Here is a 23,026-nt window from a genome sequence, read left to right on the forward strand (position 1 = left end):
CCCATACCAACAAGATTAGCGGACGCATAACGAGTAATGCAGCATATTGAAATCACCCGTACGGTCACAATACCGGACCAACATAAGATAGAACGGTACCGCTCTGCGCCACAAAACGGTCCACGCATTCTCTTTTTTAGTGGCGGGACAGCATTACGAGAAGTTTCACGTGATATAATACAATACACACATAACTCGGTTCATCTCATTACCCCCTTTGACTCCGGCGGAAGTTCAGCTGTTCTTCGCAACGAATTTTTCATGCCAGCGGTTGGTGATATCCGGAACCGACTGATGTCTCTTGCTGATATGTCTGTCCTTGGTAATCCCGAAATTTATGCTTTTTTTACATACCGGTTAGATAAAAACGCCTCACAAACGGAATTACGTAAAGAGCTTGAACAACTTGCCACCGGCCATCACCCGCTCATTAATGCAGTGCCGTCTCCAATGCGAAAGTTTATTCAATCAAGCATGATTTCAATACAAAAAAGTATTTCCGATTCATTTGATCTTCGCGGTGCAAATCTTGGTAACCTTGTTCTTGCGGCAGAATACATTAATCATGATAGACAGTTTTCCCCTGTCATATACCTGTTTTCCAAACTGGCAGAAGTACGCGGGATAGTACGGCCTATTGCAAATGTTACTGCAGATCTTGCTGTCTCATTAGAAGACGGTAAAACAATTGTGGGGCAGCACCTCATTACAGGAAAAGAAACCGCCCCTCTTACGAGTAAAATAAAAGACATTTGGCTTGTAAAATCACAACAGGACCCTTTACCTATTTCAGTGTCCATTACCAAAAGTACATGCAACCTCATCAACAGAGCAGAACTTATCTGCTATCCGATGGGTAGTTTTTACTCCAGTCTTCTTGCTAACTTGCTGCCGCAAGGTGTCGGAACTAGTATTGCAAAAACAAAATGCCCTAAAGTATTTATTCCCAATACAGGAACAGACGTTGAACTTTTCGGTCACACCCTCTCTGAACAAATCGAACTCCTTCTTTTTCATTTAAAAAAAGACTCTCCCGCGGATATTTCCACAAACGACATACTTAATCTCATCGTGCTTGATTCCGATACTACCCAGTATAATGGCTCACTCAACAATGATATGCTGTCACGCGAAGGCATTACTGTGGTATCCTGCGATCTGATCACAAAACAAAGCTCACCATACATTGATGCCGCAGTGCTGAATCGCATTCTCTTATCTCTATGCTAGCACTGCCAGCATGAGGAGAGACACATGGAAAAAAAGAAAATTCACATTTCGGGAAAGGTGCCAAGTAACCTTGCTATGTCACATGTTGAATGCTTTTTAGAAGGCTTACGCAACGGGAACGTAATTGTAGAACAAGATGAAGAAAAAATTATTCTACAACCGCATGCAGAAATCGAAATGAATATCGAGGCGAGCGTCAAGCACGACAAGCAGCGGCTAGTTATTACATTAGAATGGGATACCCCTGAAATCGAAACCGAGTACGATGAAGAATCATTGCACGAACACCCGCACTGGCACATGCATTCTCCAAGGCACTATGATGAGATGCACCACATGCATCAACATGGGCAACACGCAGTACATTATCCTCCTACCCGCCATGATGAACATAATTTCCATTCCCACTACCATTGCCATGGAAAGGGCGAATATCAACTTTGCCACACCCATGATCATGCAGCAGATCACCACCATTATCATTATGAGCAAGGGAGCCACGTGCACGGATACAGAGGGTGTTGTGAAGAGACACCCCATGTTCCGCACCCTGGGTGCTGCGCTGCACACAACTACGGCGTAGACTTTAAGAGTAAGCGAGGAGAACACGGAAAAAAGTGGTAGCCGGTCAACCCGGCACTCCTGTCCGTCCATCCGGCGTAATTCATGGTGATAATTATACCGTTTGGCATGCAAAACACGAAGCATTCTTCGACCATAAGCATCCACAGCACTTTACAACGCATAAGATGTTTCATGGCACCCAGACTCACCATAAACCGCATGGCAAAGGTGAAAATTACCACCACAAAAGCCATACGGCGGTGCCTCCACGGCAACGACATCAGCCTGACAAAGAGAAATAAAAAAAGCTCCCTCTACTTTGCAGAGGGAGCTTTTTTTTATTGTCTAGTTAACAAGCCTAGCTCCTAGTCGTGCCTGCTTGTTGCATGTACTAAAGATAGCTTGCTGTTACAATTACAAGCCCGCAAACAAAGCTCAACGCGATAGCAGGTTTTCCGCCGAAGACACGATATTCTTGATTCTGTCCTGCTGAACGCATTTTCCAAGCCATCACGCATGGAATAAAAATCGCGATGATCGTGAATACAGCACCAGCATGGGCGAGGGCTGCGATAAAACCATTCGGAGCTAGTAACGAAGCCGCAAGCGGTGGTAAAAATACCATAGCTGTGGTTCCGGCACGGCTTTTTTTGTCATCCTTACGGCGAAATGTTTCTGCCACAAGATCAAACAACGCAAACGAAACTCCGATAAAAGAGGTGATCAGCGCAAAGGCAGCAAACAAAGAAAGAATGGTAGAGATCAAAGTGGAACCACCACTCATCTGGTTAATCAGATGATCCACATTAGCCATAGCTCCAAGCTGGTCAGGAGTTGCGCTCCCCAAAGCAAGGGTTAGCCATATAAAGTAACAAATAAACGGAATTGTACTGCCGATTATAAAGATACGGACAAGCGTCTTCCTGTCATCGCCGATGTAGTTAACGATACTAGGAATACATGGATGATAACCGAAGGATGTAAACAATACAGGCAATGACATTATCAATATCTTTGCCTTAGGTTGCCCCAAAGCAAGGTTGTCCATGGTCAACTGTCCGCCAAGAGTGGCGAAGCATACAACCATCGCCACAAGCATGCCGATAAACAGATATTTATTTGCTGTTACAACAAAGTCGGTTCCGGAAAAAAGCAATACAGCACTTATGCATGCAAATATTATAGTAGCAATGCGGGGATCCAAACCGATTGTGTTGGCAATAACGCCCCCCATACCGGTAAGATATGCAACAAGCAAACAGTAGAACAAAAAGAAAACGCTGCCTGTTCCCAACAGCTGACCGGGACGCCCGAGAATTTTGCGGGTCATGTAGTTTAAGTTTACGCCCTTGCCAAACTCAAGATTGATTTCCAGCAAAAGCAGCGCAACATAAATTGCCACAAGCCACATAAACAACAAAACCAGCGAGCCTGTTGCAAAACCCAGACTTCCGATAGCCATTGGAAGTCCAAGCATTCCTGCCCCGATAGCAGTACCAGCAACAATACTTATTGCACCTAAGTTCTTTGAAAGCATACCTCTCCCTTTTTCGTAGTACAACATCACACTCTAACGGCCGCTATAAACAACAAGGCAATACGTATCAACGAAATACCATGATGCTACTTCCTGAGGCTGCAGTCACTCTACGCACTCAACGTGTATCTTTTAACATTTTTGTATACAGAACTAGCTGTAAAAACAGATTCCTTTTATAACGGAGACAACTCCTACACATGCTGTTCATGTAAATCAAGTGCATTTCGCCATAATTGAAGTTCACATTATTGTAACAACACTACTTACTACAGTATTTAACACATCATATTTACAAAACAATACAAGCTATTACAGGCACAACTAATAGTTGCAGTATTTACATCAAAAAATGAGATCACACTACAACATGCCTATTTTACTTTTCTTTTTTTATTCACCTTTTTATATGAAAAAATCTACTTCTCTGAGTTGTAGAGAAGTAGATTCAGTCATGTAGTTGTTCAGTAACCTTCTAAAATAGGTGGGAGATGAAAATCTGCTGTAAATCCCCACATAGTCATACGCACCCAACCAATTATGCCATACGTATTGTCAATAACGAATGGGAATTCCATTCCGGTATAACACCGACATGTGTAATGGGTAAAAAAACATGTAGCGCAAGACGGTACAGAAAAAGAGAACGTTGTAAAAAGTTTGACGTTACAAAGATACTTACTCTTTATAAACTATTTGTGATGTAAAAAACACTCTAACAACTTCAATGTTAAACTCATATTCCTTTCATGTATAAAACAGCAATGCAACATGCTCATTACAAAAATATTTGTTACGCAATCCTTTAGCAATTATCTTTTGTACTGTTACAACACATCACAGTTTACACTGCGTACATACTCTTTACTGAATCATGCATAACCATTCTTAAACATATTTCTTATTAAAAATAGAATCATCTATTTGTATAGCATTTGCATAATAAAAAGATATGTCAAAATAACTGCAATTATGTAATTATGCTTTGAGATTTTGGGGGGACTCCATGAGAAATATAGTATGCAACATACCTCTTCTACTGCTTATGCTGCTTTTAGTAGCTGGATGTGACTACAAAATTAAAGAAACAACAAAAGAATATACATCTGAAAACCAAGATATCGTAGCCGGTGCGGTTGTCGCTGCGCCACTTGATAACGCTACGGTTGAAGCCTTCATTAATAATATATGGATGCCAGTTGGCTTTACTAAAAATGGAAATATCCATTTCACAGCCATAGACGAAATTAAAAAATATCCTGTAATGTTACGAGCAAACGCTTACGGAAAAGGTCGCAACACAAAAACAGGCTTACTCTTTAAAGCAGAACTTCGTGGCATCATGATGTCCCGAGATGACACAGCATACCTTACCCCTGTTACAACGCTTGCTGCACTTTTATTCCAAATAGATGGAAGCACCACGGCTGCGGCATACAAAGCAAAAAGACAAGTCACGTCTATTGTCCAAAAGGCACTGGGGTTCTATTCATTTGATCCATTTACAAATCCTCTTGGAGACAAATTACTCAAACATGAAGTTCTGCAGCAAGCATTCATGGTGGCCCTTGGCCTTGGGGAAGAGACTGACAACAGTTCTATGCTAAATTTTATTACCACCCTCGCTACGGTCGCTCAAACCATGCAGAAAGATACCTTCTTAGGTGCAGCTAAAAAAGTTAATCCTAAGTTAAATTCCAGCATCGTTGAGTACATAACAACCCAGCAGGCTAGGATCGTACAACGAGCCTCTGCTCTACTTTTTGACAAAGACAAGGATCCGTTGGAACAGGAAAAGGAACACATTGAACTCTCCCAAGAAATGAACAAGATCATGGGAAACGATATCACTCGTACAGAACTTGCAGAGTGTTTTGTTCTTACCAAACTCACTGATGGATGCGATTCTTTCACACCGCTTTCAACTCAAATAGCTTTACCTCAAAAAACTGCTACAACCCCTCTCCATTTCCGGGTTTCTCTGTTAAGTAACAAAAACTCAGTCACAGAACTTACTTCCAATGGAACTAAGGGTCTTGTTCCAACCTATTCTGGCAGATTCAAAATATCTGCGACGACATCAGCGGGTACACTAAACGAAGGAGCCCCGATCTCGCCTAATAATGATCAAAGAGTTACTGCAGGAAACAAAACATATACTAACGGAACCGAATTCAGCTTCTTTCCAAATGTTACAACAGCAGCAATTGATTCAAAACACATCATAACATTTACAGCTGCTGACGATTCAAGTGTGGCGACCACCATTACCTTCACCGTCAAAGGTCAAGATGACGTTGTTATCGAATCCGTAACTAGCTCAGGTACGTCAAAGCTTTTTGCTTTTAATGAAGGCTCCAGCTTCGCTATTCCTATTGGCGCTACTGCCACCATAACTGAAGGACAACTAGCCGCAGACGTCACACCTGCGTTTGGAACTGCTACCCCAGAAGAGGTTTTTGATACTGTTATGGTACAATTCTCAGCCCCTGCTGGTTTTGCATTTCGTGGAGAAAACACGTCCCGACGAACTGCTATTGTTGCAGTAATTCCCACATCAACGGACAACACATTCACATTTGCCCTGCCGAGCACTATCGACATAGTGGCCACGGCTCCTTCTGATGTCGGGAAAAAAATAATCGAAATAGAGGTGCTGGATCAAAAAAACAAAAAAGTGGTCGCGCGCACCAGTAGCACCGTATATTTCGTTCCTCAAAACGCACTTGGGGATATTGCAAGTGCAGTCATGACTAAACATCCCTCTTCAGTTATTACATACGATAAAAAGGCTGCCGGTTCAGACGTCCTCCTTGATTCTTTCATCAGCTGTGAATTAAAAACATGGTATGATCTTGCAGAAGTACCAAAAGAGGAACAGCCAATATCTCCCATTAATCAGTACCCTTCTATATGGAAACTTCGCTTTGACAACATCGCGACGGGAAACAACGGCTTCAAAAAAGCTGATGGTTCCTACAGCACAGAACTTGATCTGCAACCGTTTGCTTTTTCACAGGCAGGAACTCCGATGGAATTCGGTTTATCGGATTTTAGCAATGAAGGCGGCACAGACTGCCGACAAACGATCACCCCATTTTCCACATCAGATATAATCCGTTTATATTACGCGTTCTATGAAAACCCGCAAAAAGAGTACCTTACATCAGGCAGCATCATCGTAATGGAGCAACCATAGCAACATGTTACGAACACAACCGGGTACTGTACGTAACGCAAGCGTATGATCCTTAAAAGAATACCTAAGAGAATCTACTGTCTAACTACTTTACAATATATAACATAACATTCTATAAAAACTTACTTTATAAAAAAGGATGCTCCAACTCTCCTGAAATTCACACCACTCTTTGGTGTTAAACTGCAAAGTTGCCTCTCCCCCTTTTCCTTTTTTCTAGCTTGTCCTACAGTCGATCTATGTTCTTTCATCAAGACTGGAGTTAGTGCTGTGTCAGACCAACCGACAATCACAAACAGAGTCACTTTGCTGTTGCTTTTTATGTTCTTTTTCTCTGCGAGTATCGGCATCACGTATATCTACTACATGAATAAGGTGAAGCAGGACGCAATAGAAGAATCCCAATCAGCCATGCTTACAGGTTACAAGCGAAGCATTGCTTACTCCATCCACACCATTTCAGACTTGTTGAGCAACCAACTCAAAAATATCCCCAAAGAACAACAACAGATTCAAATTCAAAATGCCGTTAAGGACCTACGCTACGACTCTGACGGATATTATTTTGTGTACAACACAAAAGGCATTAACATCGCGCATCCGCTTCATCCTGAATTCGTCAATACTCATCGCCTCACCCACGAAGACCAAAACGGTCACAAATATATTGCTGATCTTGCAAAGGCTGCACAAAACGGAGGTGGATACACAACATATTGGTTCTCCAAACCAAAAGAAGACATCCCACTTCCAAAACTTGCCTACGCACAGATGATTCCCGGAACTGACTTCTGGATAGCCACAGGTGTTTACATTGACACTATTGATGCCGAACAGAACTCACTTGCCAGAAAGCTGGAAACGCACGTTCAGAAGGCGATTATAATCGTGTCCGTGGGTACCACCTTTGTACTTTTCTTCTTAGTTGTCCCCGCTAGTTTCTACATGATCAACACTATCGTGCAGCCATGGAAACAAATGGAACGCGAACTGCGCCATGCACAGAAGATGGAAGCTATCGGCATTTTTGCTGGTGGAATTGCGCATGACTTCAATAACATTTTGGGGGCAATAATATCGTGCAGTGAACTGGCGTTGATAGATCTTAAAAAAAATATATCGGCGGATGAAGATTTACGAAGAATTCTCCAAGCGGCAAATCGAGGCAAGGCACTGGTGCGTAAAATAAAAGCTTTCAGCACCCGAAACAGTACGCACGTACAACTTATGCGACCTTCTATTGTTCTGCAGGAATGCATGCGCCTGCTTGAGTCTTTTATCCCTGCTACCATTGATGTTTCAGTCCGCAACAAATGCGACTCCGCTCTTATTTATGCCGATCCTGACCAATATCTTCAGATACTTATGAACCTGTGCACCAACGCTGTTCAAGCTATGGACGGAACAAAGGGGAGCCTGCTTATTGAATTGTCTGTACGTGAAATAAGTCTGCCTGAAGCCAAAGAAATGAAAATCGCAGCATGCCATTATGTGGCTCTGACCGTACGCGACACAGGCACGGGCATTCCTCTGCACTTACTCAATCAAATCTTTGATCCCTTCTACACAACGCGAAAAAAAGCTGGAGGAACAGGACTTGGGCTTTCTGTAATCTCCTCTATTATAAAACAAAACAAGGGACATATCAGCGTTGACACCACCCCGGGGGTGGGCACGGCCTTCACAGTGCTCCTGCCGTATGCAGGAATTTCTGAAGAGGAAATTCCGCACCAACTCAACACTATTCCGGTTCAGGGCGGAACAGAATCTATCCTCTTTGTGGATGATGACAAAGACCTTGCCTACCCTGTGGAAAAACTATTTTCCCATTACGGCTACAATGTATCGCTTTACACCAATAGTCGGGACGCACTGAACGCTTTTAAAGCAGCCCCTGAAAATTTTGACCTACTGTTAACAGATCAGATGATGCCGCATTTAACTGGAACAGAACTCATAAAAGAAATTCATTCAGTTAAGCCGGACATGCCGACAATTCTATATAGTGGATTAGAAGGAAGCGATCTATGCGCTGAAACGCCCTCAGAATGGGAAGACCTCGGTGTAACCAGATTCTTCTCAAAACCGTTTGAGCCAGCACTACTATGCGAAGCAGTACGACAGCTGCTCAACGAATCCTGCTCAACAGATAAGGAACCTCATGAATACTCCAGCAATACTCATAATTGATGATGATCCTGACGTAACGTACACGCTCAGCCGTGCAGCACGCCACCTCGGGTATGCTGCAGACTCAGCAGCTACGATTCATGATGCCCTGCTAAAAACAACACAGAAAGAATTTGATGCTGTTTTTCTTGATGTCCAACTGCCGGACGGCAACGGTATGGACATCCTCACCGACATAATGGATCAACCAGCCCATCCGGAACTCATAATTATAACGGGTAACGGTGACCCTGATGCTGCAGAAACAGCAATCTCTAATGGGGCATGGGACTATGTAGAAAAAGGTGATTCCATCCATACAATTATGGATACCCTTTCCAACGCCTTAGAATACCGGTCCGACAAACTTGCCTCCCGAAGAGTACGCCAAGTTCAGGCTTTACGGAGAGAAAACATTATCGGCGAAAGCAGCGCCATAACTCGGTGTCTGGAACAAATTGGAAAGCTTGCTGATAGTGATATGAACGTACTGCTTTCCGGCGAGACCGGAACAGGTAAGGAACTGTTTGCACGCGCCCTGCACAACAACAGCGCACGTAACAAAGGACCTTTTGTTGTAGTAGATTGTGCCGCCCTGCCCGAGAATCTAGTCGAAACAATACTCTTCGGGCACGAGAAAGGCACCTTTACCGGTGCAATGCAGGACAAGGAAGGTCTTATTCTGCAAGCGAACAACGGTACTCTTTTTTTAGATGAAATAGGCGAGCTACCACTTTCCACCCAAAAAGCCTTTTTGCGCGTTCTGCAAGAACGTACAGTGCGCCCCTTGGGCAGCAAAAAAGAAATACCCTGCAACTTCCGTCTTATTTCTGCCACCAACAGAGATCTTGATGCAATGCAGACAGAAGGCACTTTCCGTACAGATTTAGCATTCCGCATCTGCTCTGCAACAATAACGCTTCCACCACTACGCGAACGCCGCCAAGATATTTCATTACTGATTGATCACTATATGACGCTCTTCTTCAAAAAAAACAAACTGTCCTCCAAGGCATTTAATCCAAGTGTTCTTACTACACTGGAAGATTACGACTGGCCTGGGAACATCCGTGAACTTGTGAATGCTGTCGAGTTTATGGTTTCAACATCCCGCAATGAATCACGGATTTTCATCAAGCACCTACCGCCTTCTCTTCGTGCACGCCTTGCCAAGAACAGAATCACCCCGCAGGAATGCACGAAAGAAGAACTGCCTTCTAATTTTTCCTATGAAGCAAACAATGACGACCTGCCAACCATGCAGGAACACAGGAATGCCGTAATTGAAAAAGCAGAACACAGCTACCTTACGCAATTGCTCAACTCTACCAAAGGCTCAATTAAGCAAGCTGTGGAACTCTCTGGCCTATCCCAATCCCGCCTATATGCATTGCTGAAAAAATATCAAATTAAATAACGCTTAGTACTGTTTTCTTACCAAACAAGAGGGTTTTCCTGTCAGGCAGGAAAACCCTCTTTCTACTTCATCGCTCAAACAGCCATAACAGTCTGTTTTATATAACTTTAAGCTTTTATATCTTTTGGCATACTCCATGCTTTTAGCAAAGTACTCGACCCCATTTATGGGTCACCGCTTAACACTAACGGTGCAAAACTAAGCAGAGCTGTTTGAACGTTATCATCACCAGTTCTCTTATCCGCCCGCACCACAAGTACCTGCTAAGGAGAGACCATGGATGCCAGTACGCTCACGCTACATGTAAGAAAAACCGGAGCCGGAGTCGGCCGCCTGGACGTCATGCAAATGTTGTCAGGAGTTCTGCTCATACTTTTTCTCTGGGCACACTTACTGCTCGTCTCAAGTGTTATCATAAGTCCCAAACTAATGAATGCCATTGCATGGTTCTTTGAGACCACCTACATGGCTCAGGTTGGCGGCCCGATTATCGGCCTACTCATTTTTACACACTTTCTTCTTGCAGCCCGCAAAATGCCTTGGCGTGCACAGGAATCAAACGCTTTCATAAAACATAGCGTAATGATGCACCATAAAGACACCTGGCTCTGGCTTGCTCAGGTTGTTACTGCTCTTCTTATTCTTGTCATGGCCTCCATCCACATGTGGGTTGTTCTCACAGACCTTCCTATCACGGCAGTAAAAAGCGCTGCACGCGTCCAGAGTGGAACATGGCTTCCTTTCTACCTCGTTCTGCTTCCTCTTGCCGAAATTCATGTTGGCATCGGCTTCTATCGTATTGGCGTCAAGTACGGATACATTACCAAAGCAAACCGCAAGTGGTACCAGCGTCTTGAAAACTACATGATGGGCGGCTTTATCACTATTGGTCTGATTACACTTATCCGCTTTTTGTTCCTTACGGTTTAACGGCCAACTAGATTAACAGGATTTATCTCATGCAAATTATTTATAGTGATTTACTCTGTATAGGCGCAGGACTTGCCGGGGAACGCGTTGCTGTAGAAGCAGCCAAGGCCGGTTTTAATGTAACTTGTCTTTCTATTGTTCCACCACGCCGTTCCCATTCTTCAGCCGCTCAGGGCGGTATGCAGGCGGCACTCGGTAACGCAATTATGGGTGAAGGCGATAGTCCGGACATTCACTTTGCCGATACCGTAAAAGGTTCTGACTGGGGGTGCGATCAGGAAGTTGCACGTATTTTTGCAGACACAGCTCCGATTGTAATGCGCGAGGTCGCTCACTGGGGTGTACCTTGGAACCGCGTGGAAGCCGGCGTTCACACTTACTACAAAGGTGGTAAGCCATTTGAAGCTGAAGAAAAACGCGAAAAACACGGACTAATCCACGCCCGTGCATTCGGTGGCACCGCAAAATGGCGCACATGTTATACAGCTGATGGTACCGGACGTTCTGTTCTAAACACGCTTGATTCCATGTGCTTACGCTACGAAGTAGGTATTCATGACCGCACTCAGGCCGAAGCACTCATCCATGACGGTGAAAACTGTCTCGGTGCAATAGTCCGCTGCCTGAAAACCGGTGAATTGAAAGCATATCTTGCCACCGCAACTCTTATTGCAACCGGCGGTTATGGCCGCATTTACAGGGCCACTACCAACGCTGTTATCTGTGACGGTGGCGGCCAGATTGCAGCACTCGATACCGGACTTGTACCAATGGGCAACATGGAAGCTATTCAGTTCCACCCTACCGGCACAGTACCTACTGATATTCTCGTAACAGAAGGCTGCCGCGGTGACGGTGGTACCCTGCTGGACGTAAACGAATATCGATTTATGCCGGACTACGAACCGGAAAAAGCAGAACTTGCTTCCCGTGACGTTGTATCCCGTCGTATGCAGGAACACATCCGCAAAGGACTCGGCGTCAAATCTCCATATGGCGACCACCTCTGGCTCGACATTCGTCATCTCGGTGAAAAACACATTACCACTAAACTGCGCGAAGTTTACGATATCTGTACGAACTTCCTTGGTGTTAACCCGATTCACGATCTTATCCCTGTCCGTCCAACTCAACATTATTCCATGGGTGGCATCCGTACAAACAAAGACGGTGCAGCATACGGCCTTAAAGGTCTGTTCTCTGCCGGTGAATCAGCATGCTGGGACATGCATGGATTTAACCGCTTAGGCGGTAACTCCCTCGCAGAAACCGTTGTTGCCGGTCGCTATGTTGGTAAAAAAATTGTTGAATTCCTGCAGGGTCACACTGTTGATTTCAAACAATCTGCCATTAACGATGCCCACACGAAAGTGGCAGCACGCATTATGGAAATGACCAAGCGCAGCAGCAAACAGGAAAGCGCTATCCAGTTACGTGATGAAATGCACAGCACTATGATGGATAATGTTGGCATTTTCCGTAACGGTAAAGACTTGCAGGCAGCTGTTGATAAGCTCGATGAGCTGATCGACCGCGCCAAGAACATTAAGCTTCAAGGCACTGCTATCGGTTTTAACCCTGAAATCTCACTGGCTCTTAGAATACCGGGCATGCTCAAACTTGCTCAATGTACTGCATACGGTGCTCTCATGCGTACTGAATCCCGCGGTGCACATACTCGTGAAGACTTCCCTGAACGAAACGATAAAGAATGGCTCAACCGCACACTGGCATACTGGAAAGACGGTGAAACCCGTCCGGAATTGAAATATGAAGAAGCCTCTCCATACTTTGAAATTCCTCCGGGCGAGCGTGGATATGGCGGCGGCAAAATCATTACTGCTGACATTCCAGAAGAAAAGCTTCGTGTGCCCAACAAAGGTGCAGACAAAAAGAAAGCAAAACAGACCAAAAAAGCTAGCTAAGGAGCTATGATATGAGCCGTCGTCTACATATTGAAGTATTCAGATACAACCCGCTTGATCCTAATTCCCAACCACACATGCAGTCATTCTACGTCAATGAATATGACTCTATGACTCTTTTCATCGCGCTTAATATTATCCGTGATGAACAGGATCCGACCCTTCAATTCGACTTTTGTTGTCGAGCAGGAATCTGCGGTTCCTGCGGCATGGTAATCAACGGCAGACCGAGTCTGGCCTGCCATACACAAACCCGCGATCTTCCAGATCATATAGTTCTCCACCCTCTGCCAGTGTTCAAACTCATCGGCGACCTTTCCGTTGATACCGGAACATGGTTCCGCGATGCAGGCTCACGCATTGAAGCATGGGTACATAACGACCATGAAAAATTCGATGCAAAAGCAGAAGAAGCCCGGATGGAAAACGATTTAGCCAACGATATTTTCGAACTTGATCGTTGTATAGAATGTGGCTGCTGTGTTTCCGCATGTGGTACCGCCCGCATGCGCGATGACTTCCTCGGTGCCACATCTATTGCCCGCATTGCCCGCTTCTACCTTGATCCCCGCGATGAGCGGAATGAAGAAAATTACTATCAGGTTATCGGTAATGATCAAGGCGTGTTCGGATGCATGGGTTTACTTGGTTGTGAAGATGTTTGTCCTAAGCATATCCCGCTTCAGGATCAACTTGGCATTATGCGCCGCATGCTTGCCATCCATTCTGTAAAAGGAATTCTTCCAAAACGCATTCTCGAAAAACTTCAACACAAAGGATGCTGCCATGAAAGTCATTAAGGCTGAACAGATTCATGACGCTGTTGTCGATCTGGTTTTAAAAGCTGCGCGCTACCTTCCGGAAGACGTAAAAACCGCCATCCGTGTTGCACGTAATACTGAGACTTCTGATTCCGCAAAAGAAATTCTCGGGCAGCTTTTAGAAAACGCAGACCTTGCCAAAGAGTCCGGACTCCCGCTTTGTCAGGACACAGGATTAGGTGTTTTCTATGTAGAAATCGGTGACGAAGTCCAAATTGAGGGCAACATTACCGAGATCATCAATAATGCAATGATCGACGGGTACCAAAAAGGTCTGCTCCGCAAATCTTCCTGCCATCCGCTTACCCGTAAAAACACCATGGATAACAGTCCGGCAGTTATTCATTTCACTCATGTTGCCGGTGACAAATTAACCATCAAGCATATGGCTAAAGGCGGCGGTTCTGAAAACATGTCCCGCTGCACCATGCTTACTCCGGCTCAGGGATGGGAAGGCATTAAAGAGTTTGTTGTCCGCCGTATGGCAGAAGCAGGCCCTAACCCTTGCCCTCCAACTATTGTCGGAGTGGGCATTGGCGGCACATTTGATCTGGCACCGTCACTGGCAAAAGAAGCACTTTTCCGTCCTCTTTCTGCTGAAAATCCAGACCCTGAACTAGCTGCAATGGAAAAAGAACTACTAGATGAAATAAACCAGCTTGGCATCGGCCCTATGGGGCTTGGCGGTAAGACAACATGCCTTGGTGTAAAAATCGCCATGCATCCATGTCACATTGCCAGCTTGCCACTGGCTGTAAACGTTCAGTGTCATTCTTCCAGAATTAAGGAGGTTACACTCTAATGCCTACCTACAATATGACAGCACCATTGAAAGACGAAGATGTGGCAAAACTACACGTTGGCGACGTAGTTAAGCTTTCCGGAACTATCTACACGGCCCGTGACGCGGCCCATAAACGTCTATGCGACATGTTGGACAACAATGAAAAGCTCCCTTTTGAATTAAAAGGTGCTGTTATTTATTATGTTGGTCCAAGTCCGGCTCCAGAAGGTAGACCAATCGGCTCTGCTGGCCCCACCACCAGCTACCGTATGGATACATATGCTCCGCGTTTGCACAGCCTTGGGGTTAAAGCAAGCGTTGGTAAGGGAAAACGCAGCCCTGAAGTTCGTAAGGCACTTCAGGAACACACCGGTGTTTACTTTGGCGCAACCGGCGGCGCTGGGGCTCTCCTCTCCCAGTGTATTACAGCAGCTAAAGTAATTGCGTTTGATGATTTAGGCCCTGAGGCAATTCGAGAACTGACTGTTGAGAACTTCCCACTGCTTGTGGTGAACGACAGCCATGGCGGCGAACAGTACGCTAAACCGAACTTTGAATTTTAACTCAACTGAAAAAGGAAAACGATAATGGCATTGTTCACTAAAGAAGAAGCGCTTGAGTATCATAAACTCCCACGTAGAGGTAAAGTTGAAGTTGTTCCTGTAAAGCCCTGCGTCTCACAGAAAGATCTTTCCATGGCATACTCTCCGGGTGTTGCAGAAGCATGTAAAGCAATTCATGCAGATCCCGCTGCAGCAGCTCTGTACACAGGCAAATCCAACCTTGTAGCAGTTGTTTCCAATGGCACCGCAGTTCTCGGCCTTGGTAACATCGGCCCTCTTGCCGGCAAGCCGGTAATGGAAGGTAAGGGCGTTCTCTTTAAAACTTTCGCGGACATCGACGTATTCGACATTAACCTTGACGTCAGTGACTCAGACGAACTCATCAAAATTGTTAAAGCAATGGAGCCTACCTTTGGTGGTATCAACCTTGAAGACATCAAGGCTCCTGAGTGTTTCTACATTGAAGAAACACTTAAAAAAATGATGAACATCCCTGTGTTCCATGATGATCAGCACGGGACAGCGGTTATCTCCGGCGCAGGCCTTATCAGCGCATGTGAAATTACAAACCGCAAAATGGAAGACTTGAAAGTTGTTGTCGTTGGCGCTGGTGCAGCAGGTATTGCATGTACCAAGTTCTACGTACAGATGGGAATCGACCCTAAAAACATCTTCATGTTCGATTCCCGTGGTCTTATTCATAAAGGCCGTACAGACCTCAATCCATACAAGGCTGAATTTGCTCAAGCAAAAGATTTAGGTTCACTCGAAGAAGTTATTAAGGGTGCAGACTGCTTCCTTGGTCTCTCCACTAAGGGTCTTCTTTCTAAGGATATGGTTCGCTCTATGGCTAAAGATCCTGTTATCTTTGCAATGGCTAACCCAGACCCTGAAATTACCTATGATGATGCTAAAGAAGCCAGTCCTGCCTGCATTATGGGTACCGGACGTTCTGACTATCCTAACCAGATCAACAACGTATCCGGCTTCCCTTACATCTTCCGTGGTGCTCTTGATGTAGGCGCAACTATCATTAATGAAGAAATGAAAGTTGCAGCTGCACAGGCTCTTGCTGATCTGGCAAAAGAGCCGGTTCCAAGCGAAATCTGTGATGCTTACGGTGTTAAGTCCCTCTCCTTCGGTATTGATTACATTATTCCAAAACCACTCGACCCACGAGTCCTTGAATGGGAAGTCCCTGCCGTAGCCCAGGCAGCAATGGATACTGGCGTTGCAACAATGCCTATTCAGGATATGGAAGCATATAAGAATGATCTCAAGCAACGTATCACTGCTTCTCATGACCGAATCGCCCCGTTCGTAGCAAGTTACTACAAATAATCAATGCCGCAGAAAACCGCCTGCAGCGGCAACTGCAGGCGGTTCCTGAAAGCGCGACGTCTACATATACGATTCGCGCGATATCGTTCCCCCTTAACAGAGGATACGACATGAAAAAGTTTATTATTCTTCTCTCAATTTTCGGAGCTATCCTGATTATCGGATGTTCCCTTGCATTCGCTGCTTCTGCCCCTGCCGCAGCACCTATGAAAGCTTATATCACCCTCGGCATCCTGTTGGTTGCCGCTGTGCTCTTCTTCTCAGACATCATCCCGCTCCCCGTAACAGCAATGCTTGTTCCTGTTTCATTGAGCATGTTTGATATTATCCCCGCAACAGCTGCGTTTGCTAACTTTGGTAATAAATGGGTTGTTATCTTCATGGCAATGTTTATTGTCGGTGAATCTACCTTTATTACCGGTTTTGCAGATAAAATAGGTCAAGCAACAGTAAAACTCTCCAAAGGCAGCGAAATTCGTCTGCTCGTACTGGCAATGTGCTCTGTTGGTATACTCTCTGCGTTCCTTTCCAATACAGGTACAACAGTTGTAGCCATTCCTATGATCATGGGGATGTGTGCTTCTGCCAACATCCGCCCAAGTAAAATTCTTATGCCGGTTGCGTTCGCTGCGTCTCTCGGCGGTACCATGACTCTTGTTGGTACACCACCTAACGGTCTGGTTAACTCCGTACTCGAAAAAATGGGCCCTGCCGGAATCGAGCCATTCGGTTTCTTCGAATTCGCAAAAATAGGCGCTATCCTGTTTGTTGTCGGCATATTATACTACACGGTTATCGGACACAAATTCCTTCCGGACAACACAACTGAATGTGAAATTACAGAAATTGCAAAACCTTCCCGTCCAGAAAAAATGTGGTGGTCCCTTATCATCTTCCTCTTCGTAGTTGTTGCTATGGCTACAAAGATTATGCCTCTGGTTACCGCAGCTATGCTTGGTGCATGTCTTGTAATCATCACCGGCTGTATCACTATGGAAGAAGCATACAGGTCTGTTGACTGGACAACCATATTCCTGTTCGCAGGTATGCTGTCTATGTCTACCGCGATGAAATCATCCGGTGCTGCTCAGCTCATCGCTGACACCGTAGTACATTACGTAACAAGCCCATACGCACTGTTAGCCGTTGTCTGTGCGGTAACAGCTCTGGTAACCAACTTTATGTCCAACACAGCAACCGCAGCTCTTATGGCTCCGCTTGCTATTCCTATCGCGGTTAACAGTGGGCTTTCTCCACTACCATTAGTAATGGGTATTGCAATGTCTGCCTCGGCCTGCTTCCTGACGCCAGTTGCTACCCCGCCAAACACCATCGTGCTTGGTCCGGGTAAATATACCTTTACTCAGTATCTAAAAGCCGGTTGGCCGCTTCAGGTCATCAGTTTCGTTGTTATTGTTGCGGTTGTTCCACTTATCTGGCCATTCTTCCCTACAGGACAATAATGTATAGATATGCAAGCGGAACACCGCATAAACCGAAAAAACGGTACAAGTTTAAACCTCCTTAACGTTTCAAATAAAAAAAAAGCTCATCTTGCAGCAAGGGTGAGCTTTTTTTTTGGTCTACGGATATGATAGGATCTTCTCTTACTATAAGGAATAGTTTGAATACGCTGTTTCTATCTCACAATTGCAGCAGAATGACTCTCCAGCATATGCCTGTATGCCCTTTGCCGTTTCATCATCGCTTTTATGCCGTTAGACATAATAACATCATCTGCAGCCAACAGGTCATAACCGACCGTAGCAGTACTATCTTTTACTCCAACATGCCTATTCGAGACAGACAAAGATGATATCGTTGCCTGTGTGTCAACTGCACCACCCCCATCAACAAACATGTTCTGCTGCTCTTCCAGCTGTTCTGCCATAATCTCGGCAAACGATTTTTGAGAGTGCTCTGTGGATCCTGCAACCTGCATCTATTCCTCGCATTTACTGTAAGTTCCAACTCTCATATCGTCTGCATTTTGCTGTTGCTTAATAATAACTTCAAAAATTGGTATATTAAGTCCATAAGACTCATCATTACGATCAACTGCTTACATTCTACTCAAATCAATTTGTTTTAAAGCAACAGGAACCAACAACCCCCTCCCTCCGTTGTAGCGCTTTCTTGTAAGCACGGAATTGCGCGCTTCTTCATATTGCTTCTTTTTCCAAACTAAGTAATTTGTCTGATGTTGCCCTACAGAAAAAGCAATATACATCTAGATGTAAAAGAAGGCACAGCCCCCTCTTCTTAACGACAGGACGCACACCGGACAGTATGATGGACACCAACACCCTGCTACAACATGCCGCTGCGGCTATACGCGCGCAAAAAGACTCAGCAACCATTGAGCTTGCTGACCTTTTTTTAAAACGACTCCCTCAATGGCATAGCAAAGGAAATTACCCGGAACTTATTACTCATTTTTCATACTTCATTGAATTAATTTGCAGTTGTATGCATGACAATACGCTGGCACCACTTGCAAAATTTTTCGCTGCGTCTGCCAAAGAAAAAGTCGAACAAGGCGTTCAACTTGCAGACATTCTCGAAGGGATTATGCTGGGCAAACTCTGTTTATCAGCAGCAATAGTACGTCAACTGCCTTCCGGTAAAGAGCGAGAGAATATTCTCGCCGCCGTTGACTTACTCTACGTTGATATAAATAAAATTACCGGCGCAAAATATTCCAAACTCCTCACCCAACAGCGCGATGCAGAACACGAACGCACAAAGTTACTTCTGGAAGCCACGCGTTCCATTACAAATTTCACAGACTCACAAGCTGCACTGGAACATTTGGCGCAAGTCATTAGCGAAACGCTCTCTCAGGGGTTCTGCATCATTTTCCTGCGCAACGCAGGAACACAAGGGCTTGCTCCGCAAGCAAGCTGGGGACACGTATCTGAAGAATACAAACGTTGTTTCGATGGTGTCCGGCTTTGCCCTGAAGGAAGCACCATCACAGCCATTGGTGGAAAGAGTTTTGGAATCTGCGCACTCAATTCAGAAAGCTTTGCTATAGCACAGGATATCCCGAGACAAATCATATCTGAAAACATGGCAATGTTTCCAATTTACAGCAATACAAACTGCCTGCACGGTATTGCAATGGTAGGCTCTGCCGTACCCGATTATATTATTGCTCCTAAGCAAAAAGAACTGATAGAAGGTATCCTGCATACAGTCTCTGCAACCATTGAACTCGCCGCCAGTGTTAAAGAAAAAGAGCGACAGCTCAAAGAGAGTGAAAGCCTGCGACGAGTTTCCAACCTGCTTTTGCACCATCCTGAAACCAAAATACATGACGTGCATACTGTCATTTGCAATGAGGCCAGAAGCATCGTGCAAGGCACAGGCAGCTCAATCCTGCTTAAGGATGGTGAATACCTCCGCCATTCCTGCGGTACAGGCTTTCCACAGCCACCAATTTCCACATTTCCCATCGCGACCAGCAAGTACGGGGAAATTCTTCAGCAAGGCAACGCTACCATCATCAAAGATGTTCAAAAAGAAATCCCCGAAGACCAGAGAAGCGACAAGATACGGACCATGCTGGTAGTCCCGCTCATTGAATGCGGAAAACCTATCGGCTTGCTTCTTATTTCTAATAAAGAAAGCGGGTTCGACTTTATCGATAAAAATATTATGGAACTCTTTGCCAGTCAGGCCTCCATGGCACTAAGAAACGCCACTCTGGCCGAGCAAAGTGATAAGCTTGTTGTAGCTGAAGAACGTCAACGGCTGGGACGAGAATTACACGACTCAGTAACACAGGCACTGTATGCGGTAACCCTCTGTGCGGATGCAGCAAGCCGTTCCATGTCGCTAGGGAAAGAAAAAGTGGCAACAGAACAACTGCATGCCTTACGGGGGATGGCGCAACAGGCGATGCGCGACATGCGCTCTCTCATCTTTGACCTTCATCCGCCTGAACTGAAAAATGAAGGCCTTGTGGGTGCTATCCAGGCTCGAATGAACTCGGTAGAAATTCGTTCCGGTCTTAATGCCAACATAATTGTGGACGGCACAGAGCGACGGCTTGCCCATTCTACTGAAGAAGAAATGTTTCGCATTGCCATTGAGGCTCTCAGCAATGCAACAAAACATTCACATGCGCACAATGTTTCTGTCTCACTTGCCTATAAGCCGGACTACGTTTCCATGTCCATTACTGACGACGGAAAAGGCTTTGCTCTTGATCAGCTCCCAACTGGTGGCATGGGACTTCGGAATATACGGGAACGTGCCAACAAGTTGTACGCAACGTTGCAAATTGACAGTACTAAAAATAACGGAACAATTATTTCGCTTGTAGTTCCGGTAAACTGCTAGGAGCATTGAGCATGACTGCACCAATTAGAGTTCTTATTGTAGATGACCATGACCTTGTACGTATCGGGCTGAAGGGCTTTCTTTCAGGCTATGATGACATAGAAATTGTCGGAGAAGCTGTGAACGGGCAGGAAGCTGTTGAGCGTACCGCCGAACTTTCCCCCGACATAATTCTTATGGACATGGTTATGCCAGTCATGGATGGTATTCAGGCCATTCAGGAACTTCGTGACCGAAAATTATCAGGAAAGATTATTGTACTCACAAGCTTTGCAACTGACGACAAAGTATTTCCTGCTATAAAGACTGGTGCAATGGGATATCTATTAAAAGATTCCGCACCGGAAGATCTTCTCAACGCCATCCGGAAAGTACATAGTGGAGAGCCTTCTCTTGCACCGGATATTGCACGCAAACTTCTTGCAGAGCTTTCACTACCGGATGAACCGGCGAAGCCCACACCTGACCCACTTACCCCACGGGAAGTTGATATACTGCGCCTCGTTGCTCAAGGGATGAGCAACAAAAGCATTGCAGAAGAAGTCTTTGTAAGTGAAGCAACAGTGCGTACACACATGACTAACATCCTCTCCAAATTACACCTTGCTAACCGTGTGCAAGCGACACTGTATGCATTACGAGAAGGATTGGCATCACTTTCATAGACAAAATTATGTAATAGTTATGTCCAGAGCAATACAACTTTTATTGTACATAGCTCTAAAATTTTAGTTTCGGAAAATTTGCCGCTTTGTTCAAACTTCCTTCTGATAAAAAAACAGTCTGTATCACATATTGTTTTAGCATCTGGAAGCATTATTCCCTGCTTCCCGTGAACATTACAGCAGGAGAATACGGGTGGAAAAAATTAATATAGGGCCACAAGGTTTTACTCTCCCAATGCCTTTGGCAATATTAGGAACTCATTATAACAGCAGCCCGAACTATATGGCACTTGGCTGGAGCACGCGAGTAAACTTCGAACCCGCATTGCTCGGCATAGGTGTTAATAAAAGGCACGCTTCACACGCCGCAATTTTAGAAAACGGTGAGTTCAGTATCAACTTCCCTTCCACAGAAATGGTGAAAGTTACAGATTACGTAGGTCTTGTTTCTGCAAAACACACTGACAAATCTGATCTGTTTGACCGCTTTTACGGTACACTGCAATCTGCCCCGCTTATCAAAGAATGCCCGCTGTCTCTCGAATGCAAATTGTACGATACCGTAGAGCTGCCGACCAACACATTCTTTATTGGTGAAATCATCGGAACCTGGTGCGAAGAACGATTTATGACGGAAGGCCTTCCTGATATATCTAAAATCAAACCTTTTGTTTTAACCATGCCGGACAACTCCTACTGGGAAGTTGGGCGCTGTGTCGGCCATGCATGGAAAGACGGAAAAGCACTTACATAAAATACTCCGCTACACACGGACATCCAACATAAGAAAGAGCCTCTGAATTACTTCAGAGGCTCTTTCTCGCACAGTATGCTGACATAAGGCCACAGCATAAAATACTTACTGGCATATTTCACCTATTCTGGCAGTCATTCGCCAAGTCTCAAGTTGAGCTTCGCCTTCCGTAAGGTCATTAAACATCTTCTGTGCCTTCACCAACTCATCGCTGGCAAGATGTTCCTTAAATGCCCGTTCAGACAAGTAATGCTCATAAAAAAGAAATGTAGTCGGATCAGATGCATCCTGATGTACACTGTACAGCAAAAGCCCCTCATGATGCCCGCAATCCAAAACCAGCTGTTCAAGAGCTGTCCGCAACTCGCCTTCTTTTCCCTGCTTAGCCCGTAGCCGAGCTGTCACAACAAGAATTTCTTTAAATCCCATGGCTAGTTCCTCTAAATAAAGTCTGACATCTATCGGGTGATGAGATATGCCTTCTGGCTGCACGATATACTAACCTGCAGTGTGGTCAAATAAAAGGGCAGGCATTCGTCAGACCTCTGTTGAATTACATTGATTGACTGTATCCAAACCACCGAGCAGGTTCCATCGTATAAAAGAGGGAACCGGTGAACTAAGCGTCCAACTTTTAGTCAAGAAGTCTATACGAGTTTTGCTGTACAGCACAACAAACACCAGCTCACAACACATAAAAAAAGGCCACGTATTTCTACGTGACCTTTGAACAACCTGTTGTCAAGGTTCCCAATTGTCCAAAACACCGTCTAGCAAAAA

Annotated in this window: 19 protein-coding genes; 16 read left to right on the forward strand and 3 right to left on the reverse strand. The window is 45.0% G+C overall.

The genetic code is table 11. The features are described from left to right. Positions 1 to 36: 36 nt before the first annotated feature. The 3 genes from F461_RS0108040 to F461_RS0108050 are packed head-to-tail and all read left to right on the forward strand — an operon-like array spanning position 37 to position 2,096. Positions 37 to 1,230: a GAK system CofD-like protein gene (locus F461_RS0108040; protein ID WP_020000640.1), complete on the forward strand. Its 1,194-nt coding sequence runs from the start codon at positions 37 to 39 to the stop codon at positions 1,228 to 1,230. 24 nt (positions 1,231 to 1,254) lie between these two features. Beyond that, a complete protein-coding gene (locus tag F461_RS0108045; RefSeq protein ID WP_020000641.1) occupies positions 1,255 to 1,854 on the forward strand; it encodes an amphi-Trp domain-containing protein in 600 nt (199 codons plus the stop codon). Next, the gene (locus F461_RS0108050; protein WP_020000642.1) at positions 1,848 to 2,096 is read left to right on the forward strand and encodes a hypothetical protein; all 249 of its coding nucleotides are present in this window, start codon (positions 1,848 to 1,850) and stop codon (positions 2,094 to 2,096) included. Before F461_RS0108045 ends, F461_RS0108050 begins: the two co-directional genes overlap by 7 nt. A gap of 89 nt (positions 2,097 to 2,185) precedes the next feature. Here the strand turns inward: F461_RS0108050 and F461_RS0108055 are convergent, their stop codons facing one another. Beyond that, a complete protein-coding gene (locus F461_RS0108055) occupies positions 2,186 to 3,331 on the reverse strand; it encodes an amino acid permease (protein WP_020000643.1) in 1,146 nt (381 codons plus the stop codon). A 1,006-nt stretch (positions 3,332 to 4,337) separates the two neighbouring features. Here F461_RS0108055 and F461_RS0108060 point away from each other — a divergent pair. The 10 genes from F461_RS0108060 (at position 4,338) to F461_RS0108105 (ending at position 17,943) form a co-directional block, all read left to right on the forward strand. Continuing rightward, entirely contained in the window at positions 4,338 to 6,530 is a 2,193-nt protein-coding gene (locus F461_RS0108060; protein WP_020000644.1) for a hypothetical protein, read from the forward strand. Positions 6,531 to 6,800: 270 nt separating this feature from the next. After that, positions 6,801 to 8,720, forward strand: a complete 1,920-nt coding sequence (locus F461_RS18630; RefSeq protein WP_020000645.1) for a cache domain-containing protein — start codon at positions 6,801 to 6,803, stop codon at positions 8,718 to 8,720. Further along, on the forward strand, positions 8,692 to 10,116 hold the full coding sequence (locus tag F461_RS0108070) for a sigma-54-dependent transcriptional regulator (protein ID WP_020000646.1): 1,425 nt from the start codon (positions 8,692 to 8,694) through the stop codon (positions 10,114 to 10,116). The genes F461_RS18630 and F461_RS0108070 overlap by 29 nt, the downstream gene beginning before the upstream one ends. 276 nt (positions 10,117 to 10,392) lie before the next feature. Next, a complete protein-coding gene (locus tag F461_RS0108075; RefSeq protein WP_020000647.1) occupies positions 10,393 to 11,046 on the forward strand; it encodes a succinate dehydrogenase/fumarate reductase transmembrane subunit in 654 nt (217 codons plus the stop codon). Positions 11,047 to 11,075: 29 nt separating this feature from the next. Continuing rightward, positions 11,076 to 12,971 (forward strand): fumarate reductase flavoprotein subunit, encoded by a 1,896-nt coding sequence (locus tag F461_RS0108080; protein WP_020000648.1) that lies wholly within the window; start codon positions 11,076 to 11,078, stop codon positions 12,969 to 12,971. An 11-nt stretch (positions 12,972 to 12,982) separates the two neighbouring features. Further along, the gene (locus F461_RS0108085) at positions 12,983 to 13,771 is read left to right on the forward strand and encodes a fumarate reductase iron-sulfur subunit (RefSeq protein ID WP_020000649.1); all 789 of its coding nucleotides are present in this window, start codon (positions 12,983 to 12,985) and stop codon (positions 13,769 to 13,771) included. Continuing rightward, entirely contained in the window at positions 13,758 to 14,594 is an 837-nt protein-coding gene (locus F461_RS0108090) for a fumarate hydratase (protein ID WP_020000650.1), read from the forward strand. Before F461_RS0108085 ends, F461_RS0108090 begins: the two co-directional genes overlap by 14 nt. Continuing rightward, positions 14,594 to 15,139, forward strand: coding sequence for a FumA C-terminus/TtdB family hydratase beta subunit (locus F461_RS0108095; protein WP_020000651.1), 546 nt, complete (start codon positions 14,594 to 14,596; stop codon positions 15,137 to 15,139). Before F461_RS0108090 ends, F461_RS0108095 begins: the two co-directional genes overlap by 1 nt. Positions 15,140 to 15,163: 24 nt before the next feature. After that, positions 15,164 to 16,480 carry a malic enzyme-like NAD(P)-binding protein gene (locus F461_RS0108100; protein WP_020000652.1) on the forward strand — a complete coding sequence of 439 codons (1,317 nt, stop codon included), beginning with the start codon at positions 15,164 to 15,166 and terminating at the stop codon, positions 16,478 to 16,480. Between the two features lie 110 nt (positions 16,481 to 16,590). Further along, complete coding sequence (locus F461_RS0108105; protein WP_020000653.1) at positions 16,591 to 17,943, forward strand: SLC13 family permease; 1,353 nt, start codon at positions 16,591 to 16,593, stop codon at positions 17,941 to 17,943. Between the two features lie 176 nt (positions 17,944 to 18,119). Here the strand turns inward: F461_RS0108105 and F461_RS0108110 are convergent, their stop codons facing one another. Further along, positions 18,120 to 18,422, reverse strand: a complete 303-nt coding sequence (locus F461_RS0108110) for a hypothetical protein (RefSeq protein ID WP_020000654.1) — start codon at positions 18,420 to 18,422, stop codon at positions 18,120 to 18,122. Positions 18,423 to 18,769: 347 nt separating this feature from the next. Here F461_RS0108110 and F461_RS17475 point away from each other — a divergent pair, with 347 nt between their 5' ends. The 3 genes from F461_RS17475 to F461_RS0108130 all read left to right on the forward strand — a co-directional run bounded on the left by F461_RS17475 (position 18,770) and on the right by F461_RS0108130 (position 22,246). Continuing rightward, positions 18,770 to 20,827 (forward strand): GAF domain-containing sensor histidine kinase, encoded by a 2,058-nt coding sequence (locus F461_RS17475; protein WP_082208194.1) that lies wholly within the window; start codon positions 18,770 to 18,772, stop codon positions 20,825 to 20,827. Between the two features lie 11 nt (positions 20,828 to 20,838). After that, positions 20,839 to 21,492 (forward strand): response regulator, encoded by a 654-nt coding sequence (locus F461_RS0108120; protein WP_020000656.1) that lies wholly within the window; start codon positions 20,839 to 20,841, stop codon positions 21,490 to 21,492. Between the two features lie 193 nt (positions 21,493 to 21,685). Continuing rightward, a complete protein-coding gene (locus F461_RS0108130) occupies positions 21,686 to 22,246 on the forward strand; it encodes a flavin reductase family protein (RefSeq protein WP_020000658.1) in 561 nt (186 codons plus the stop codon). Between the two features lie 105 nt (positions 22,247 to 22,351). Here the strand turns inward: F461_RS0108130 and F461_RS17480 are convergent, their stop codons facing one another. Beyond that, positions 22,352 to 22,675 carry a putative quinol monooxygenase gene (locus tag F461_RS17480; protein ID WP_020000659.1) on the reverse strand — a complete coding sequence of 108 codons (324 nt, stop codon included), beginning with the start codon at positions 22,673 to 22,675 and terminating at the stop codon, positions 22,352 to 22,354. Positions 22,676 to 23,026 lie beyond the last annotated feature (351 nt).

This window comes from Halodesulfovibrio aestuarii DSM 17919 = ATCC 29578, from assembly GCF_000384815.1.
Taxonomy (GTDB): Bacteria; Desulfobacterota; Desulfovibrionia; order Desulfovibrionales; family Desulfovibrionaceae; genus Halodesulfovibrio; species Halodesulfovibrio aestuarii.

Coding starts and splice junctions, on each gene's coding strand:
- F461_RS0108040 (WP_020000640.1), top strand. CDS start 37: ATGCAGCATATTGAAATCACCCGTACGGTCACAATACCGGACCAACAT.
- F461_RS0108045 (WP_020000641.1), top strand. CDS start 1,255: ATGGAAAAAAAGAAAATTCACATTTCGGGAAAGGTGCCAAGTAACCTT.
- F461_RS0108055 (WP_020000643.1), bottom strand. CDS start 3,331: ATGCTTTCAAAGAACTTAGGTGCAATAAGTATTGTTGCTGGTACTGCT.
- F461_RS0108060 (WP_020000644.1), top strand. CDS start 4,338: ATGAGAAATATAGTATGCAACATACCTCTTCTACTGCTTATGCTGCTT.
- F461_RS0108070 (WP_020000646.1), top strand. CDS start 8,692: ATGAATACTCCAGCAATACTCATAATTGATGATGATCCTGACGTAACG.
- F461_RS0108075 (WP_020000647.1), top strand. CDS start 10,393: ATGGATGCCAGTACGCTCACGCTACATGTAAGAAAAACCGGAGCCGGA.
- F461_RS0108080 (WP_020000648.1), top strand. CDS start 11,076: ATGCAAATTATTTATAGTGATTTACTCTGTATAGGCGCAGGACTTGCC.
- F461_RS0108085 (WP_020000649.1), top strand. CDS start 12,983: ATGAGCCGTCGTCTACATATTGAAGTATTCAGATACAACCCGCTTGAT.
- F461_RS0108090 (WP_020000650.1), top strand. CDS start 13,758: ATGAAAGTCATTAAGGCTGAACAGATTCATGACGCTGTTGTCGATCTG.
- F461_RS0108095 (WP_020000651.1), top strand. CDS start 14,594: ATGCCTACCTACAATATGACAGCACCATTGAAAGACGAAGATGTGGCA.
- F461_RS0108100 (WP_020000652.1), top strand. CDS start 15,164: ATGGCATTGTTCACTAAAGAAGAAGCGCTTGAGTATCATAAACTCCCA.
- F461_RS0108105 (WP_020000653.1), top strand. CDS start 16,591: ATGAAAAAGTTTATTATTCTTCTCTCAATTTTCGGAGCTATCCTGATT.
- F461_RS0108110 (WP_020000654.1), bottom strand. CDS start 18,422: ATGCAGGTTGCAGGATCCACAGAGCACTCTCAAAAATCGTTTGCCGAG.
- F461_RS17475 (WP_082208194.1), top strand. CDS start 18,770: ATGATGGACACCAACACCCTGCTACAACATGCCGCTGCGGCTATACGC.
- F461_RS0108120 (WP_020000656.1), top strand. CDS start 20,839: ATGACTGCACCAATTAGAGTTCTTATTGTAGATGACCATGACCTTGTA.
- F461_RS17480 (WP_020000659.1), bottom strand. CDS start 22,675: ATGGGATTTAAAGAAATTCTTGTTGTGACAGCTCGGCTACGGGCTAAG.